At 70.5% G+C, this 15084-nt stretch carries 13 protein-coding genes; 10 read left to right on the forward strand and 3 right to left on the reverse strand.

The genetic code is table 11. From position 1 onward, the window contains the following. Positions 1-64: 64 nt before the first annotated feature. The gene (locus JYA75_RS07675; RefSeq protein ID WP_006939802.1) at positions 65-1003 is read right to left on the reverse strand and encodes a DNA-3-methyladenine glycosylase; all 939 of its coding nucleotides are present in this window, start codon (positions 1001-1003) and stop codon (positions 65-67) included. A gap of 179 nt (positions 1004-1182) precedes the next feature. On the opposite strand from JYA75_RS07675, the gene JYA75_RS07680 reads away from it, so the two are divergent. Further along, the gene (locus JYA75_RS07680; protein ID WP_203329847.1) at positions 1183-1797 is read left to right on the forward strand and encodes a ribonuclease H; all 615 of its coding nucleotides are present in this window, start codon (positions 1183-1185) and stop codon (positions 1795-1797) included. A 7-nt stretch (positions 1798-1804) separates the two neighbouring features. Here the strand turns inward: JYA75_RS07680 and JYA75_RS07685 are convergent, their stop codons facing one another. After that, positions 1805-2809, reverse strand: a complete 1005-nt coding sequence (locus JYA75_RS07685) for an acryloyl-CoA reductase (RefSeq protein ID WP_203329848.1) — start codon at positions 2807-2809, stop codon at positions 1805-1807. A gap of 169 nt (positions 2810-2978) precedes the next feature. Between JYA75_RS07685 and JYA75_RS07690 the strand changes: the two genes are divergently transcribed. The 5 genes from JYA75_RS07690 (at position 2979) to JYA75_RS07710 (ending at position 7683) form a co-directional block, all read left to right on the forward strand. Beyond that, positions 2979-3947, forward strand: coding sequence for an ABC transporter substrate-binding protein (locus JYA75_RS07690; protein WP_006935723.1), 969 nt, complete (start codon positions 2979-2981; stop codon positions 3945-3947). A gap of 13 nt (positions 3948-3960) precedes the next feature. Beyond that, on the forward strand, positions 3961-4989 hold the full coding sequence (locus JYA75_RS07695; protein WP_203329849.1) for an iron chelate uptake ABC transporter family permease subunit: 1029 nt from the start codon (positions 3961-3963) through the stop codon (positions 4987-4989). Continuing rightward, entirely contained in the window at positions 4986-5972 is a 987-nt protein-coding gene (locus JYA75_RS07700) for an iron chelate uptake ABC transporter family permease subunit (RefSeq protein WP_235431124.1), read from the forward strand. Before JYA75_RS07695 ends, JYA75_RS07700 begins: the two co-directional genes overlap by 4 nt. Next, entirely contained in the window at positions 5969-6724 is a 756-nt protein-coding gene (locus JYA75_RS07705) for an ATP-binding cassette domain-containing protein (RefSeq protein ID WP_006935734.1), read from the forward strand. Before JYA75_RS07700 ends, JYA75_RS07705 begins: the two co-directional genes overlap by 4 nt. A gap of 83 nt (positions 6725-6807) precedes the next feature. Beyond that, positions 6808-7683, forward strand: a complete 876-nt coding sequence (locus JYA75_RS07710) for an amidohydrolase family protein (protein ID WP_044475904.1) — start codon at positions 6808-6810, stop codon at positions 7681-7683. 69 nt (positions 7684-7752) lie between these two features. Here JYA75_RS07710 and JYA75_RS07715 read toward each other — a convergent pair whose 3' ends face one another. Further along, positions 7753-8112 (reverse strand): Rv2640c family ArsR-like transcriptional regulator, encoded by a 360-nt coding sequence (locus JYA75_RS07715; RefSeq protein WP_006935749.1) that lies wholly within the window; start codon positions 8110-8112, stop codon positions 7753-7755. 91 nt (positions 8113-8203) lie between these two features. On the opposite strand from JYA75_RS07715, the gene JYA75_RS07720 reads away from it, so the two are divergent. From JYA75_RS07720 to JYA75_RS07735, 4 genes are all read left to right on the forward strand, one after another. After that, positions 8204-8698: an ArsI/CadI family heavy metal resistance metalloenzyme gene (locus JYA75_RS07720; RefSeq protein ID WP_029546394.1), complete on the forward strand. Its 495-nt coding sequence runs from the start codon at positions 8204-8206 to the stop codon at positions 8696-8698. Between the two features lie 128 nt (positions 8699-8826). Further along, the gene (locus JYA75_RS07725; RefSeq protein ID WP_185713155.1) at positions 8827-10503 is read left to right on the forward strand and encodes an NAD(P)-binding protein; all 1677 of its coding nucleotides are present in this window, start codon (positions 8827-8829) and stop codon (positions 10501-10503) included. Then, positions 10500-14072 carry a pyruvate:ferredoxin (flavodoxin) oxidoreductase gene (nifJ, locus tag JYA75_RS07730; protein ID WP_203329850.1) on the forward strand — a complete coding sequence of 1191 codons (3573 nt, stop codon included), beginning with the start codon at positions 10500-10502 and terminating at the stop codon, positions 14070-14072. The genes JYA75_RS07725 and nifJ overlap by 4 nt, the downstream gene beginning before the upstream one ends. Continuing rightward, complete coding sequence (locus JYA75_RS07735) at positions 14072-15082, forward strand: dihydroorotate dehydrogenase-like protein (protein WP_203329851.1); 1011 nt, start codon at positions 14072-14074, stop codon at positions 15080-15082. The genes nifJ and JYA75_RS07735 overlap by 1 nt, the downstream gene beginning before the upstream one ends. Positions 15083-15084: the final 2 nt, after the last annotated feature.

Below are 15084 nucleotides of genomic sequence, written 5' to 3' on the forward strand. Positions count from 1 at the left end.
GCAGCCCCGCGGTACCGGGCCGACGATTCCGGCCCCGGCGGCGCGACCGGCGCGGGGGAACTGCTCAGCGCCCGCGGTGATCGGTGATCGGCGTGCGTGGTCCCCGTCGCGGGACCCGCCCCGCCCCGCCGGTCGCCATGATCAGTCGCACCGCTCGATAACGGTGCGGCCGAAGCGGTTCCAGATACTTCACCATGCCGGCGTCGTCGAGTGGTGCGCCCAGCAGCGACCAGCCGACGATCGTCGCGAGGTGGTAGTCGCCCACCGACAGCGCGTCCGCGTCGCCGAAGGCGCGCTGCGCGACCTCGGCGGCGGTCCATACGCCCACGCCCGGGATCGAGCGCAGCTTCCGCTGCGCCTCGGCCGGCGCGAGGTCGACGAGCCGCTCGAGGCGGTCGGCCAGCCGGGCGCAGCTCACGACGGTCCGGGCCCGGCCGGGGTCGACGTTGGCGCGGTGGAACTCCCACGACGGGACGCGGCGCCACGTCTCGGCGGCCGGGGGCACCCGCATCCCCTCCGGTGCCGGACCGGGCGCGACGTCGCCGAACCACGTGACGAGCCGCCGCCACGACGCGAACGCGGCGACGCTGTGCACCCGCTGTTCGAGGATCGCCGGGACCAGGGCCTCGAGGACGCGGCCGGTGCGCGGGATCCGCAGGGCCGGCAGGCGGCGATGGGCCTCGGCCAGGCTCGGATGCTCGGGCCGGAACCCGGTCGGGTCGTCCTCGGCACCGAGAAGGGTGGGAAGGTGTGCCGACAGTTCCTCGGCCCCGGCACCCCACGCGTGGCAGCGCACGCCGCGCGGACCGTCCTGCACGAGCCGGTAGGTGACCGGCCCCGACGCCAACCGGGACGTGCGCCACACGGCCTGCCCGTCGCGGCGATGGCAAGGGTCGTAGGGCCCGCGCTGCAGGGGTTGCAACGTCAGCGCGACGTCCACCGGCCGGGGCAGCTCGGCGCGGACGACGAGCGCGCCGGTGCTGGGTGGAGCAGGGGAGGGCACCGGTCCACCGTACTGTGCGACGAGGTGACCGTGCGACGAGGTGCGGATCGAAGGCGGCGACCCGCCGAGCGTGCGCTTCTCGCGCCGACACGCCGAGGGGTGCCGCGATTTCTGCGCAGCCGCGGCGCGTCGGCGCCTCGGGCGCGACGTCGCCCCTGCCACGGGATATGGTCTGGCACATGATCATCGTGAGCACCGACGGTTCCTGCCTTCGCAATCCGGGCGGCGCCATCGGATGGGCGTGGGTCAATCACGAGGGACCGAGCCGCTCGGGCGGGGAGCACTCGGGCACCAATCAGATCGCCGAGCTGCGGGCGCTGCTCGAGGCGCTGAAGGCCCATCCCGGTCCGGAACCGATGATCATCGAATCCGACTCGCAGTACGCCATCAAGTGCGCCTCGGAATGGTTGCCGGGCTGGAAGCGCAAGGGCTGGAAGACGGCGACCGGCGCGCCGGTGAAGAACCTCGATCTGGTCCAGGCCATCGACCGCGTCCTCGCCGACCGGTCCGGGCCGGTGCGGTTCCGGTGGGTGCGCGGACACGTCGGCAACCACTTCAACGAACTCGCCGACACCCTCGCGGGCGAGGCGGCGCGCGCGCAGGCGGCGGCCCCGCCCGCCCCGAACGCGCCCGTCTCCGAACCGGCCGGGCCCGAGCCGACCGCCGCGTGTGCGCGGCCCGAGCCGACCGCCGCGGATGCGCGGCCCGAGCCGACCGCCGCACCCGCGCGGGCGAAGAAGGCGGTGCGCCGGACGGTGAAGGTGGTCGAGGAGGTCGAGCTCACCCTCTTCTGACGAGCCCTCAGAATCCGCCGGCAACCTCGATCACCGCGCGCCCGGTGAACTTGCCGGCCCGCACGAGGTCGAGCGCGGGCACCAGCTCTCGCGCGGGGATGTGGCGGGTGATGTCGGCCAGGTGCCGGGGCCGCAGGTCGCCCGCGAGGCGCTCCCACAGCGCCCGGCGCGGACCGATGGGCAGCTGCACCGAGTCGATGCCCAGCAGGGCGACGCTGCGCAGGATGAAGGGCATCACCGTGGTCTGCAGGGCGGCGCCACCGGTGAGTCCGCTGGCGGCGACCGCGCCGCCCCACTGGACGGTGCTGAGGACATGGGCGAGTGTGGCGCCGCCGACGCAATCCACGGCCCCGGCCCAGATCGCCTTGCCGAGCGGTCGCGGCTTCGCATCGGGGTCCTCGGGCAGCCGCCCGATCACCGAGGCGGCGCCCAGTTCGGTGAGCAGGTCGTGGGCTTCCGGCTTGCCGGTCGAGGCGACCACCTCGAATCCGGCGGCGGCGAGCAGGTCGACGCTGACGGTGCCCACGCCGCCGGAGGCGCCGGTGACGACGACGGGCCCGTCGTCCGGGGTCAGGCCGTGCCGCAGCAGGGCCTGCACGCTCAGCGCCGCGGTGAATCCGGCGGTGCCGATGGCGGCGGCGTCGGCTGTGGAGAGCTCGCCGAGCCGGACGAGCTGGTCGGCGGGGACGCGGGCGTACTCGGCGTAGCCGCCGTGGCGGCCGGTGCCGATCTCGTAGCCGTGCGCAAGGACCCGGTCCCCGGGCGCGAAGTCGGGGTGATCGGAGGTGACGACCTCACCGGCGAGGTCGATGCCGGGAATGATCGGGTAGTTGCGGACCACGCCGCCGCGCGGGACGACGGCGAGGGCGTCCTTGTAGTTGATGCTCGAATGCAGGACGCGGACGGTGATGCCGTCGTCGGGCAGCATCGTCTCGTCGACGGTCTCGGGGGCGAAGTCGAGCGCGTCGTCGTGCTCGCGCGCGACCCAGGCGGAGAACGTGGTGGAGGTCATGGGTCCGACCGTAGTGGCGGCGCGCTCGTCCGTGGGGCGACACGACCCTTGCCAACGGTAAGTAAAGGCATGCTAAGTTAGGCAACGCTTGGCTGAGTTCGAGGCGGTGGGTGGGGCTGCGCGGGTGGCTCCGTCTACCTCGGAAGTTCAATTTTCAAGGAGATTGCCCATGCGTATCCGGTTGTCCGCCGCCGTCGCGTTAGTCGCGGCCGCCTCGCTCGGGCTTTCCGCCTGCTCCTCCGACACCTCCTCCGACACCGCGGCGGAGACCGGCGAGACCGTCGTCATCAGTCACGCCCAGGGCGATACCGAGGTGCCCGTCGATCCCGAACGGGTCGTGGTCTTCGACCAGAGCGTGCTGCAGTCCATGATCGACCTCGACCTGCCCGACGCCGTCGGCGTCCCCGCGCTCACGAATTGGCCCGAATCGTTCGCGCGTTACCGGGGCGACGACGTCGCCAAGGTCGGCTCGCTGTTCGAGCCCGACTTCGAGGCCGTCAACGCCCTCGAGCCCGACCTCATCATCGTCGCCGCCCGGTCGGCCACCAGCTACGACGCGCTCAGCGAGATCGCCCCGACCGTCGACCTCTCCGTCGACGCCAAGGACTTCCTCGCCAGCGTCGCGAAGCAGAACCGCAACCTCGCCACCATCTTCGGCGCCGAGGGCGCGTTCGAGGAGAAGTTCGCCGGCATCGAGGCGTCGTTCGACGCGGTGTCCGCTGCCGCCGCACAGGCGAACCTGCGGGGACTCATCACGCGCGTCGAGGCCGCCGAGGTCACCGCGTACGGACCCGGCTCCCGGTACGGGATCATCCACGACCTCGGCGTCAAGCCCGTGTCGGAGACCTTCGCCGACGACGTCGCCCACGGTGACGCCGTGTCCTTCGAGTACATCGCCCAGGCCGACCCCGACCTGATGTTCGTTCAGGACCGCGAGGCACCCCTCGGCGACACCACCGGCCCCAACGCGTCCCGAGTCCTCGACAACCCGCTCGTCGGCGGCACCACCGCCGCGAAGGAAGGCCGGATCACCTACCTCGACCTGTACACCTGGTACATGGCGCCGAGCGCGCTGAGCTCCGTCCAGTCGCAGATCGACGTCGTCGGGCAGGCCGTCGGCAAGGCCGCGGCGGCATGACCGCCTCCCGCCCGTGAGCTCCCCGGTAACGACCGGCAGGGCCGGCGACCGCACCCCGCGTGCGGCCGCCGGCCCCGCCGCGCGTCTGCGTCCCGTCCTGATCGGCGCGGCGCTGCTCGCCGTCGCCGCCTTCGCGTCCCTGTTCGTCGGCGTCGCCGACGTCACCCCCGCCGACCTGCTGCGCGGCGACACCGCGACCCTCGAGGTGTTCTTCGTCTCGCGCGTGCCCCGCCTGATCGCGATCCTGCTCGCCGGCGCCGCCCTGAGCGTGGCCGGCCTGATCATGCAGCACCTGACCCGCAACCGGTTCGTGGCGCCGGACACCGCCGGCACCGTCGAATGGGCCCTGCTCGGCATCCTCGTCGCCACCCTGTTCCTCGGCGGACAGTCCGTGCTCGGCAGGATGCTCGTCGCCGTCGCCTTCTCCCTCGTCGGCACCTTCCTGTTCCTGCGGCTCCTGCGCCGCGTCCGGTTCACCGACATGATCGTCGTGCCGCTCGTCGGCCTCATGTTCGGCGGCGTCGTCATGGCCGTCACCACGTTCTTCGCCTACCGGCTCGAACTGATGCAGGCCCTGAACACCTGGACCAGCGGTGACTTCTCCGGCATCCTGCGCGGCCGCTACGAGATCATCTGGGTCGTCGTCGCCGTCATGGCCGTCGCCTATCTGTACGCCGACCGCTTCACCGTGGCCGGCCTCGGCGAGGGCTTCGCGAAGAACCTCGGCGTCCCGTACCAGCTGGTGATCAACATCGGGATGGTCGTCGTCGCCGTCACCACCGCCGTCGTCACCGTCGTCGTCGGCGCCATCCCGTTCCTCGGTCTCGTCGTGCCCAACCTCGTCACCCTGGCGCTCGGCGACAACCTGCGCCGCGTCCTGCCGATCACCGCGCTCGCCGGCGCCGGATTCGTGCTCGCGTGCGACGTCGTCGGCCGCGTCCTCCGCTACCCGTACGAGATCCCGGTCGGCACCGTCGCGAGCGTCGTCGGCGCCGTCGTGTTCATCGCGCTGATCCTGCGCACCCGGCGAGGACCGCGATGAGCCCGGCCGTCGCCGCACCCGCCGTGACGAGTCGCCGGAACCCTGCCCGCGTGCTCGTCGTGCTCGCCGTCGTCGCCGCACTGGCGGTGTGCGCCTACCTGTTCCTCTTCGTCACCGGCTCGTGGGACTTCGCCATGAAGATCCGCGGCCGGCAGGTGCTGTCGATGGTGCTCGTCGGCTACGCCACCGCCTTCGCCGCGGTGATCTTCCAGACCGTCACCAACAACCGCATCCTCACCCCGGGCGTGATGGGTTTCGACAGCCTGTTCATGCTGCTGCAGACCCTCGTGGTGTTCCTGTTCGGCGCGAGCGCCCTCGCGACACTGGATCCGCGCCTGAAGTTCGGGGTCGAGGTGCTTGCCATGGTCGGCTTCGCGCTCGTGCTGTTCCGATGGCTCTTCGACCGCGGATCCCGCGACCTGTACGTGCTGGTGCTCGTCGGCATCGTGCTCGGCGCGCTGTTCGGTGGGCTGTCGTCGCTGGTGTCGCGGCTGATCGACCCCAACGACTTCATGACCCTGCAGGACGTGCTGTTCGCCAGCTTCAACAACGTGCAGGTCGACCTGCTCGTCGTGTCGGCCCTGCTCGTCGTCGCGGCGACGGCGTTCTCGGTGCCGCTGCTGCGTCAACTCGACGTCGTCGCATTGGGCCGCGAGCACGCGATCGGCCTCGGCGTCGACCACCGGCGCGTCGTCACCCGCGCGCTGATCGTCGTCGCGGTGCTGGTCTCGGTGTCCACTGCGCTCGTCGGGCCCATCACGTTCCTCGGGCTGCTGGTGGCCAACCTGGCCCGGGAACTCGTCGGCACGTTCCGGCACCGCTGGACGGTGCCCGCCGCGACGCTTGTCGCGATCGTCGCCCTGGTCGGCGGGCAGTTCGTCCTCGCCCGGCTGCTCGACTACAACTCGAGCCTCATCGTCGTCGTCAACTTCGTCGGCGGCATCTACTTCATCTCCCTGCTCGTGAGGGGTGCGCGCCTGTGATCACCGTTCGGGACCTCGCCAAGAACTACGCCGGCACCACCGTGCTCGGGCCCGTCGACCTCGACGTCCCGCGCGGCGGCCTCACGTCGATCATCGGTGCCAACGGCGCCGGCAAGTCGACACTGCTGACCATCGTCGCGCGGCTGCTCGACACCGACGCCGGATCGGTCAGCATCGACGGGCTCGACCTGCGGGCCACCCCCTCGGACGCGCTGGCGAAGAAACTGTCGGTGCTGCGCCAGGACAACACCACGGCGGTGCGGTTGTCGGTGCGCGAACTCGTCGAGTTCGGGCGCTTCCCGCATTCGAAGGGCCGGCTCTCGGCGGCCTGCCACGACGCGGTCGACCGCGCCGTCGAGTACACCGGCCTGGGCGGGTTCGAGCACCGCTTCCTCGACCAGCTCTCCGGCGGACAGCGGCAGCGCGCGTTCGTCGCGATGGTGCTCGCGCAGGACACCGACTACGTGCTGCTCGACGAACCGCTCAACAACCTGGACATGAAGCACTCGCAACACATGATGCAGCTGCTGCGACGCATGGCCCACGAGATGGGCAAGACCGTGATCCTGGTGATCCACGACATCAACTTCGCGTCGTGCCACTCGGATCGCATCGTCGCGATGCGCGACGGTGCCGTCGTCGCGGACGGGGGCGTCGACGAGATCCTGCAGCCCGAGGTGCTGCGCAAGGTGTACGACATGGACATCGCCGTGCACGAGATCGACGGCCGCCGCATCGCCGTGTACTTCTGAGGCGCCTCCGGCGCCGGTGTGTCCTTCGGGCGGCTGGGGCAGCCCAAAAGACGCACCGGCGACGGGGTCGCTACCTTCGGGTGATGGACGAAGCGCAGCAGGTGGCCGACTTCCGGGCCCGGCACGGCCTCAACGGCCTGATCGACGTGCACACCCACTTCATGCCGTCGAACGTGATGGACAAGGTGTGGAGCTACTTCGACTCCGCCGGGCCGCTGGTGGGCCGGGCGTGGCCCATCACCTACCGGCACGCCGAGGAGGAGCGCGTCGAGCGGCTGCGGGGTTTCAGGGTCCGCCGGTTCACGGCGATGCTCTATCCGCACAAGCCCGCGATGGCCGCGTGGCTGAACGCGTGGGCGGTGGACTTCGCGGCCCGCACCCCCGATTGCCTGCACACCGCGACGTTCTATCCCGAGCCCGACGCCGCCGGCTACGTGGCCGCGGCACTCGAGCACGGGGCACGGGTGTTCAAGTCGCACATCCAGGTCGGCGACTACGACCCCAACGACCCGCTGCTCGACCCGGTGTGGGGACTGCTCGAGGATGCCGGCGTGCCGATCGTGATCCACTGCGGATCGGGACCGGCTCCGGGGACGCACACCGGGCCCGGACCGATCGCCGCGCTGCTGGAACGGTTCCCGCGGCTGGCGCTGATCGTCGCGCACATGGGCATGCCGGAGTACCGCCAGTTCCTCGATCTGGCGGAGAAGTACCCGCGGGTGCACCTGGACACCACCATGGCGTTCACCGACTTCACGCAGGAGTCGATGCCGTTCCCGGAGGACGAGCTGCCGCGGCTGCAGGCACTGGGTTCGAAGGTGCTGTTCGGCAGCGACTTCCCGAACATCCCGTACCCGTACGTCCATCAGCTCGAGGCGGTCGAACGGCTCGGTCTCGGCAGCGAATGGGTCCGCGCGGTGTGCTGGGACAACGCACAGGTCTTGTTCGGCGCGGTGTGAGCCGGGGGCTGTGTGGCCGAATGTCACATGGGTTCGATGTGATCGAACCCATGTGACATTCGGCCCCTCTCACGTGCAGCAGTTGGGGTCGAGGACGAGACGCAGTGCCTGCAGAGCCTCGTTGCAGGCGCGATGGTGGACGTTCATGCCGCGGCGCGTGGACTGCACCATCCCGGCCTTGCGCAGCTGGCCGAGGTGGTGGCTGACCGTCGACTCCGTCAGGCCCACGGCCGACGCCAGGTCGCACGTGCAGACGTCGTCCTCCCGCGTGGTGAGCAGGATCGACATCAGCTGGATCCGGGTCGGGTCGGCGAGCGCCTTGAGCCGCAGCGCCACCTCGAGGGCGGCTGCCTCGCTCATCGGTGCGGCCGAGACCGGCGCGCAGCAGATGGGGGCGGAGACGTCGATGACCGGGAGCGCCTTGGGCATGTCCCCATCATCCACCCCTCTTGACATATGTCAAAAAGGGGGTGACAGTGGGCGTACTAATTCGATGTATGTCTCACAGGTGGAGGTCATCATGTCCCGCGTTCAGCTCGCCCTCAACGTCGACGATCTGCAGGAGGCCGTGACGTTCTACTCGAAGCTGTTCGGCACCGAGCCGGCGAAGGTGAAGCCCGGCTACGCGAACTTCGCGATTGCCGAGCCGCCGCTGAAGCTCGTCCTGATCGAGAACGCGGGCAAGGGCGGCTCGATCAACCACCTCGGGGTGGAGGTGGAGTCGAGCGAAAAGGTGCACTCCGAAATCGCCCGCCTCACGGACGAAGGGCTGTTCACCGACGAGGAGATCGGCACCACGTGCTGCTTCGCCACCCAGGACAAGGTGTGGGTCACCGGCCCGGCGGGGGAGAAGTGGGAGGTCTACACCGTCCTCGCCGACAGCGACACCTTCGGCACGAGCCCGAAGCTGCTCGACCAGGGCGAGAACTCGGAGGGAGTCTGCTGCGGCACCGCCGCCGAACAGGAACCGGCGACCGGCACCGAGAAGGCGCCCGCCGCGACGACGTGCTGCTGAGCGACACCCACGGGCCCGCTACGGACGCACGTCCGTAGCGGGCCCGATCCGTCGGAGACGGGTCGTCGGCACGTCCGTGCCGCCGCAATCCGGTGCCGGACACCCGGCCGGAGCCCTATCGTGAGGGGATGACTGCCGACGAGCGCAGTGGCGGGGCGACGGGCGGGCGTCCGGCCCGGCCGTCGGAGGAGCTCACACCGCTGCCGGATCTGGTGCACGGCCGTCCCCGCGCGGGGCCGGTGCGCCGGCGTCGGCCCGTGTATGTGGACCTGTTGCCGCCGTGCAACGCCCGCTGCCCCGCCGGGGAGAACATCCAGGCCTGGCTGGCGCACGCGAAGGCCGGCCGCTACGAGCAGGCCTGGCGGCAGTTGGTCGCCGACAATCCGTTCGCCGCCATCCACGGCCGGGTGTGCTACCACCCCTGCGAATCCGTCTGCAACCGCGCCACTCTGGACAGCGCCGTGTCCATCCATTCGGTGGAGCGGTTTCTCGGCGACCGGGCGCGCGAGCAGGGCTGGATGTTCGAGCCGCCGCCCGCCCGCAGCGGCAAGCGGGTCCTGGTGATCGGTGCTGGACCGAGCGGGCTGTCCGCTGCCTGTCACCTCGCCCGCCGCGGCCACGACGTCGAGATCCGCGACGCCGGCTCCGAGCCCGGCGGGATGATGCGCTACGGCATCCCGAACTACCGGCTTCCGCGCGACGTGCTCGAGGCGGAACTGGAGCGGGTCGCGGCGCTGGGCGTGGAGCTGACCTGCAACCACCGGGTCGAGGACCTCGCGTCGGAACGCGCCGAGGGTGGTTTCGACGCGGTCTTCGTCGCGGTCGGCGCGCATCTGGCCAAACGGGTCGATATCCCGGCCTGCGACGCGGGCACGATGATCGACGCGGTGTCGTTCCTGCGCGGTGTCGCCGCCGGGGAACCCCCGGCCGTCGGGCGGCACGTTGCCGTCTACGGCGGCGGCAACACGGCGATGGACGCGGCCCGGGTGGCCCGCCGGCTCGGGGCCGAGGACGCGGTCATCGTCTATCGCCGCACCCGCGAGCAGATGTCCGCCCACGAGGAGGAAGCCGAGGACGCCGAACGCGAAGGCGTACGGATCAACTGGCTGCGCACGGTCACCGCCTTCGACGGTCCCGAACTGCAGGTCGAGGTCATGGAACTCGACGAGTCCGGTCGTCCGCGGCCGACCGGACGTTTCGAGACCCTGGCCGCGGACACCCTGATCATGGCGATCGGCCAGGAGACCGAGTCGGCGTTCATGCGCACGCTGCCCGGAGTCGAGTTCGAGCGCGACGGCAGCGTACGGGTGGACGGGTCGCTGATGACCGGTTGCCCCGGGGTGTTCGCAGGCGGCGACATGGTGCCCGGCGAGCGCACCGTGACGGTGGGGGTGGGTCACGGGAAGAAGGCGGCACACCACATCGACGCCTGGCTGCGCCGAGTGCCCGACGAGCGGCCTGCCAAGCATCCGATCGCGACGTTCGACCAGCTGCACCTGTGGTACTTCGCCGACGCGGATCGGCGGGTGCAGCCCGAACTGCCTGTCGAGCAACGCGTTTCCGGGTTCGACGAGGTGGTCGGCGGGGTATCGGCCGAGGCGGCGACGTTCGAGGCGGGCCGGTGCCTGTCGTGCGGCAACTGCTTCGAGTGCGACGGCTGTCTCGGCGCGTGCCCGGAGGACGCGATCGTCAAGCTGGGTGCCGGCCACGGCTACCGGTACGACTACGACAAGTGCACCGGCTGCGCAGAGTGCTTCGAGCAGTGCCCGGTCCACGCCATCGAGATGTTTCCGGAGCCGACATGACGCGTGCCACGGTGGACGGTAACGAGGCGGCCGTGTCGGTTGCTTACCGGCTCAACGAAGTGTGCTGCATCTATCCGATCACCCCGTCGTCGGCGATGGCCGAGCTGGCCGACGAATGGTCCAGCCGGCACCGGCCGAACGTGTGGGGCACCGTGCCGAGTGTGGTGGAGATGCAGAGCGAAGGCGGCGCGGCGGGCGCGCTGCACGGCGCGCTGCAGGGCGGGGCACTGGCGACGACGTTCACCGCGTCGCAGGGGCTGCTGCTGATGATCCCGAACATGTACAAGATCGCCGGTGAGCTGACCTCGGCGGTCATGCACGTCGCCGCCCGGTCCCTGGCCGCGCAGGGACTGTCGATCTTCGGTGACCATTCGGACGTGATGGCGGTGCGCCAGACCGGGTTCGCGTTGCTCGCCTCGGCCTCGGTGCAGGAGGCGCACGATCTGGCGCTGGTGGCGCAGGCCGCCACCCTGCGGACGCGGGTGCCATTCGTGCACTTCTTCGACGGCTTCCGCACCTCGCACGAGCTCAACACCATCGAGACGCTGGCCGACGACGACCTGCGGGCCCTGGTGCCCGAGGAGCTGATCCGCGAGCACCGCGGACGCGCGTTGTCGCCGGAGCGGCCGTTCATCCGGGGCACCGCGCAGAACCCGGACACCTACTTCCAGGCGCGTGAGACGGTCAACCCGTTCTACGCCCGGGTTCCGGCGGTGGTGGACGAGTTGATGGCGCGGTTGGGGGAGCGCACCGGCCGCGACATGCGCATCGTCGACTACACCGGGCACCCCGAGGCGGAACGGGTGCTGGTGCTGATGGGGTCCGGGGCGCACACCGCGGCCGAAACCGCTGCCGCGCTCACCGCCCGCGGTGAGCGGGTCGGGGTGGTGCAGGTGCGGCTGTATCGGCCCTTCCCCGCCGAGGCGCTGTCGGCGGCGCTGCCGGCGACGGTGCGCACGATCGGCGTGCTGGACCGCACCAAGGAACCGGGTTCGCTCGGCGAGCCGCTGTATCTCGACGTCGTCGCGGCCCTCGCCGAGGCACATGCCGACGGTGAGCGGGCCGTCATGCCCCGGGTCTGCGGCGGACGCTACGGCCTGTCGTCGAAGGAATTCACGCCCGGCATGGTCGCCGGCGTCTTCACCGAGCTCGCCCGCGAGCGGCCCCGGCGCCGGTTCACCGTCGGCATCGACGACGACGTGTCCGGCACCAGCATCACCTACGACCCGTCCTTCGACATCGAATCCTCCGACACCGTGCGGGCGATCTTCTACGGCCTGGGCTCCGACGGCACCGTCGGGGCCAACAAGAACACCATCAAGATCCTCGGCGACGAGGAGCACCTGCACGCGCAGGGCTACTTCGTCTACGACTCGAAGAAGTCCGGCTCGCAGACCGTCTCGCACCTGCGCTTCGGGCCACGGCCCATCCGCGCACCGTATCTGGTGAGCCGCGCGGACCTCGTCGGCTGCCATCAGTTCCGATTCCTCGACAAGATCGACGTCCTGGGGCCGGCCGCGCCGGGAGCGACCCTCCTGCTGAACTGCAGACACCGGCCGGACGAGGTCTGGGACGCGCTGCCCCGCCGGGTCCAGGAACAGATCCTCGACAAACGGATCACGCTGTATGCGGTCGACGCGGGCCGGATCGCTCGTGAGGTCGGGCTCGCCGGGCGGATCAATGTCGTGCTGCAGACCTGCTTCTTCGCGATCTCGGATGTGCTGCCGCGCGAGCAGGCCGTCGCCCGGATCAAGAAGTCGGTGGAGAAGACCTACGGCAACCGCGGAGCCGACGTGCTGAGGCGCGAACTGGCCGCGGTGGACCGGGCATTGGAAGAGCTGCACCGGATCGATGTGCCCGATCGGGTGACCACCACGCGGGTGCCGGCGCCGATCGTGCCCGAGTACGCGCCCGAGTTCGTCCGCACCGTCACCGCGGAGATGATGGCCGGGCGCGGGGACGCCTTGCCGGTCAGCGCGTTTCCCGTGGACGGCACCTACCCGAGCGGCACCACCGCCTACGAGAAGCGCAACATTTCGGAACTGGTCGCGGTGTGGGACCCGGACACCTGCATCCAGTGCGGAAACTGCAGTTTCGTCTGTCCGCACAGCGTGATCCGTACCAAGTTCTACGACAAGTCCCACTTGGACGGTGCCCCGGAGCAGTTCGGCTCGGCGGCATTGGGCGCTGTGGGCCTGCCGGATGTCCGGTACACCCTGCAGGTCTACGCCGAGGACTGCACCGGATGCGGGCTGTGCGTCGAGGCCTGTCCTGCCGTGGCCCCCGGCGCGACGGTGACCAAGGCCATCAACCTCGCCCCCCGCGAACCGCGGGTGGCCCCCGAACGCGAGAACATCACCTTCTTCGAGACGCTGCCGACGGCCGACCGGGCCCGGGTGGACTTCGGCACCGTCCGCGGAACGCAGTTCCTCGAGCCGCTGTTCGAGTTTCCCGGCGCCTGCGCGGGCTGCGGGGAGACCCCGTACCTCAAGCTGCTCTCCCAGCTGTTCGGCGACCGGTTGATGATCGCGAACGCCACGGGCTGCTCGTCGATCTACGGCGGCAATCTGCCCACCACCCCTTGGACGACCAACGCGGACGGACGCGGCCCCGCCTGGTCCAATTCCCTGTTCGAGGACAACTCCGAATTCGGGCTCGGGTTCCGGCTGGCCGCCGACGAGCACACCCGGCTCGCCCGGCGGCGCCTGACCGAACTGCGGGAGGCGATCGGTGCCGACCTCGTCGACGACATCCTGACGGCGCCGCAACTGCGCGAGTCCGAGCTGCGCGCCCAGCGGGAGCGGGTGGCCGAACTCGAAACCCTGCTCGCAGAGCTGGATCCCGACGTGACTGCCGACCTGCGCAGTGTGCTCGACCACCTGGTGCGGCGCAGCGTGTGGATCGTCGGCGGCGACGGCTGGGCCTACGACATCGGTGCCGGGGGCCTCGACCACGTCCTGGCCAGCGGCCGCAACGTCAACGTCCTCGTCCTCGACACCGAGGTGTATTCCAACACCGGGGGGCAGATGTCCAAGGCCACCCCGCTCGGGGCGATCGCGAAGTTCGCCGCCGGCGGCAAGACGGTCCCGATGAAGGACCTCGCGTTGCAGGCCATCGCCTACGGCAACGTCTACGTCGCCCGGGTCGCGATGGGCGCCGATCCGCAACACACGTTGCAGGCGATGCGGGAAGCCGAAGCCTACGAGGGGCCCTCGCTCGTGATCGCCTACAGTCAGTGCATCGCGCACGGCATCGACATGCGTCACGGGATGGACCAGCAGTACCGCGCGGTGGCCAGCGGGCACTGGCCGCTGATCCGCTACGACCCGGTGTTGCGGGCGGCCGGGCAGAATCCGTTCCTGCTCGATTCGCACCGGCCGAGGATTCCGCTCGAGGACTACCGCAGCCGCGAACTGCGGTACCGCGCGCTCGCCAACACCGATCCGGCGGAATACGACCGGCTCCTCGGCCTCTCCGAGGAGGCGATCGCTCAGCGCTGGGACCGGTACGAGGACATGGCGTCGCAAGGGTCGCACCACTTCACCGCCGACGCCCGCAAGGACCGCTGATGGACCTGTCGACGCGGTATCTGGGCCTGGCCTTGCCGAACCCACTGGTGGCGGCGGCATCCCCGCTGTCCCGCACGGTCGACGGTGTCCGGCGGCTCGCCGGGGCAGGCGTCGGTGCGGTGGTGCTCTATTCGCTGTTCGAAGAGCAGCTGCTGCGCGAAGCGGAGCGCAATGCGGCACTGACCGAGCACGGTTCGCAGAGCTACGCCGAGTCCCTGTCGTACTTTCCGGAGGAAGCCGTCGAGGACCACGGACCGCGCCGCTACCTGAGTCTGCTCGAACGCGCCGTGCAGGCGGTCGCCGTCCCGGTGATCGGCAGCCTGAACGGCGTCACCCCGGGCGGGTGGGCGGGCTACGCCCGGTCGATGCAGGACGCCGGTGCGGCCGCGATCGAGCTGAACATCTACTACCTGCCCGGTGATCCGCACATCAGCGGCCGGGACGTCGAACAACGGCACCTCGACGTCCTGGCCCGGGTCGCGGACGCCGTCACCGTGCCGGTGGCGGTCAAGGTGAGCCCCCAGTTCAGTTCGATCGCCGAGATGGCGCTTCGCCTCGACGAGGCCGGGGCCGACGGGCTGGTGCTGTTCAACCGGTTCCTGCAGCCCGACATCGATCCCGAAACCCTCACCGTGGTGCCTGCCGTGACCCTCTCGACCCCCGCGGAAACCCGGCTGCCGCAGACCTGGATCGCGTTGCTGCGTGGACGGGTGCGTGCCGACCTGGCCGCGACCACCGGCGTCGAGGACGCCACCGACGTGATCAAGCACCTGCTCGCCGGCGCGGACGTCGTGCAGTCCGCCTCGGCGTTGCTGCGCCACGGTCCCGAGTACGCCGCCGTCCTGCTCGACGGCGTGCGCGAGTGGATGCGCCGCAAGGGGTATCGCAGCGTCGACGAGTTCCGGGGGATGCTTGCCGTGCCGCCCGGCGCGGACGGGACCGGCCGCGGACGGGGCGACTACGTGAGCGCGCTCCGCGAGGCCGACCACCGCGCCTACGGCATCCCGTGAGC

It is taken from the genome of Rhodococcus sp. PSBB066 (assembly GCF_017068255.1).
Classification (GTDB): domain Bacteria; phylum Actinomycetota; class Actinomycetes; order Mycobacteriales; family Mycobacteriaceae; genus Rhodococcus; species Rhodococcus aetherivorans.

What these genes read in the sequence shown, in the direction of transcription:
- JYA75_RS07680 (WP_203329847.1), top strand. Translation starts at nt 1,183, where the DNA reads ATGATCATCGTGAGCACCGACGGTTCCTGCCTTCGCAATCCGGGCGGC.
- JYA75_RS07685 (WP_203329848.1), bottom strand. Translation starts at nt 2,809, where the DNA reads ATGACCTCCACCACGTTCTCCGCCTGGGTCGCGCGCGAGCACGACGAC.
- JYA75_RS07690 (WP_006935723.1), top strand. Translation starts at nt 2,979, where the DNA reads ATGCGTATCCGGTTGTCCGCCGCCGTCGCGTTAGTCGCGGCCGCCTCG.
- JYA75_RS07700 (WP_235431124.1), top strand. Translation starts at nt 4,986, where the DNA reads ATGAGCCCGGCCGTCGCCGCACCCGCCGTGACGAGTCGCCGGAACCCT.
- JYA75_RS07710 (WP_044475904.1), top strand. Translation starts at nt 6,808, where the DNA reads ATGGACGAAGCGCAGCAGGTGGCCGACTTCCGGGCCCGGCACGGCCTC.
- JYA75_RS07715 (WP_006935749.1), bottom strand. Translation starts at nt 8,112, where the DNA reads ATGCCCAAGGCGCTCCCGGTCATCGACGTCTCCGCCCCCATCTGCTGC.
- JYA75_RS07720 (WP_029546394.1), top strand. Translation starts at nt 8,204, where the DNA reads ATGTCCCGCGTTCAGCTCGCCCTCAACGTCGACGATCTGCAGGAGGCC.
- JYA75_RS07725 (WP_185713155.1), top strand. Translation starts at nt 8,827, where the DNA reads ATGACTGCCGACGAGCGCAGTGGCGGGGCGACGGGCGGGCGTCCGGCC.
- nifJ (WP_203329850.1), top strand. Translation starts at nt 10,500, where the DNA reads ATGACGCGTGCCACGGTGGACGGTAACGAGGCGGCCGTGTCGGTTGCT.
- JYA75_RS07735 (WP_203329851.1), top strand. Translation starts at nt 14,072, where the DNA reads ATGGACCTGTCGACGCGGTATCTGGGCCTGGCCTTGCCGAACCCACTG.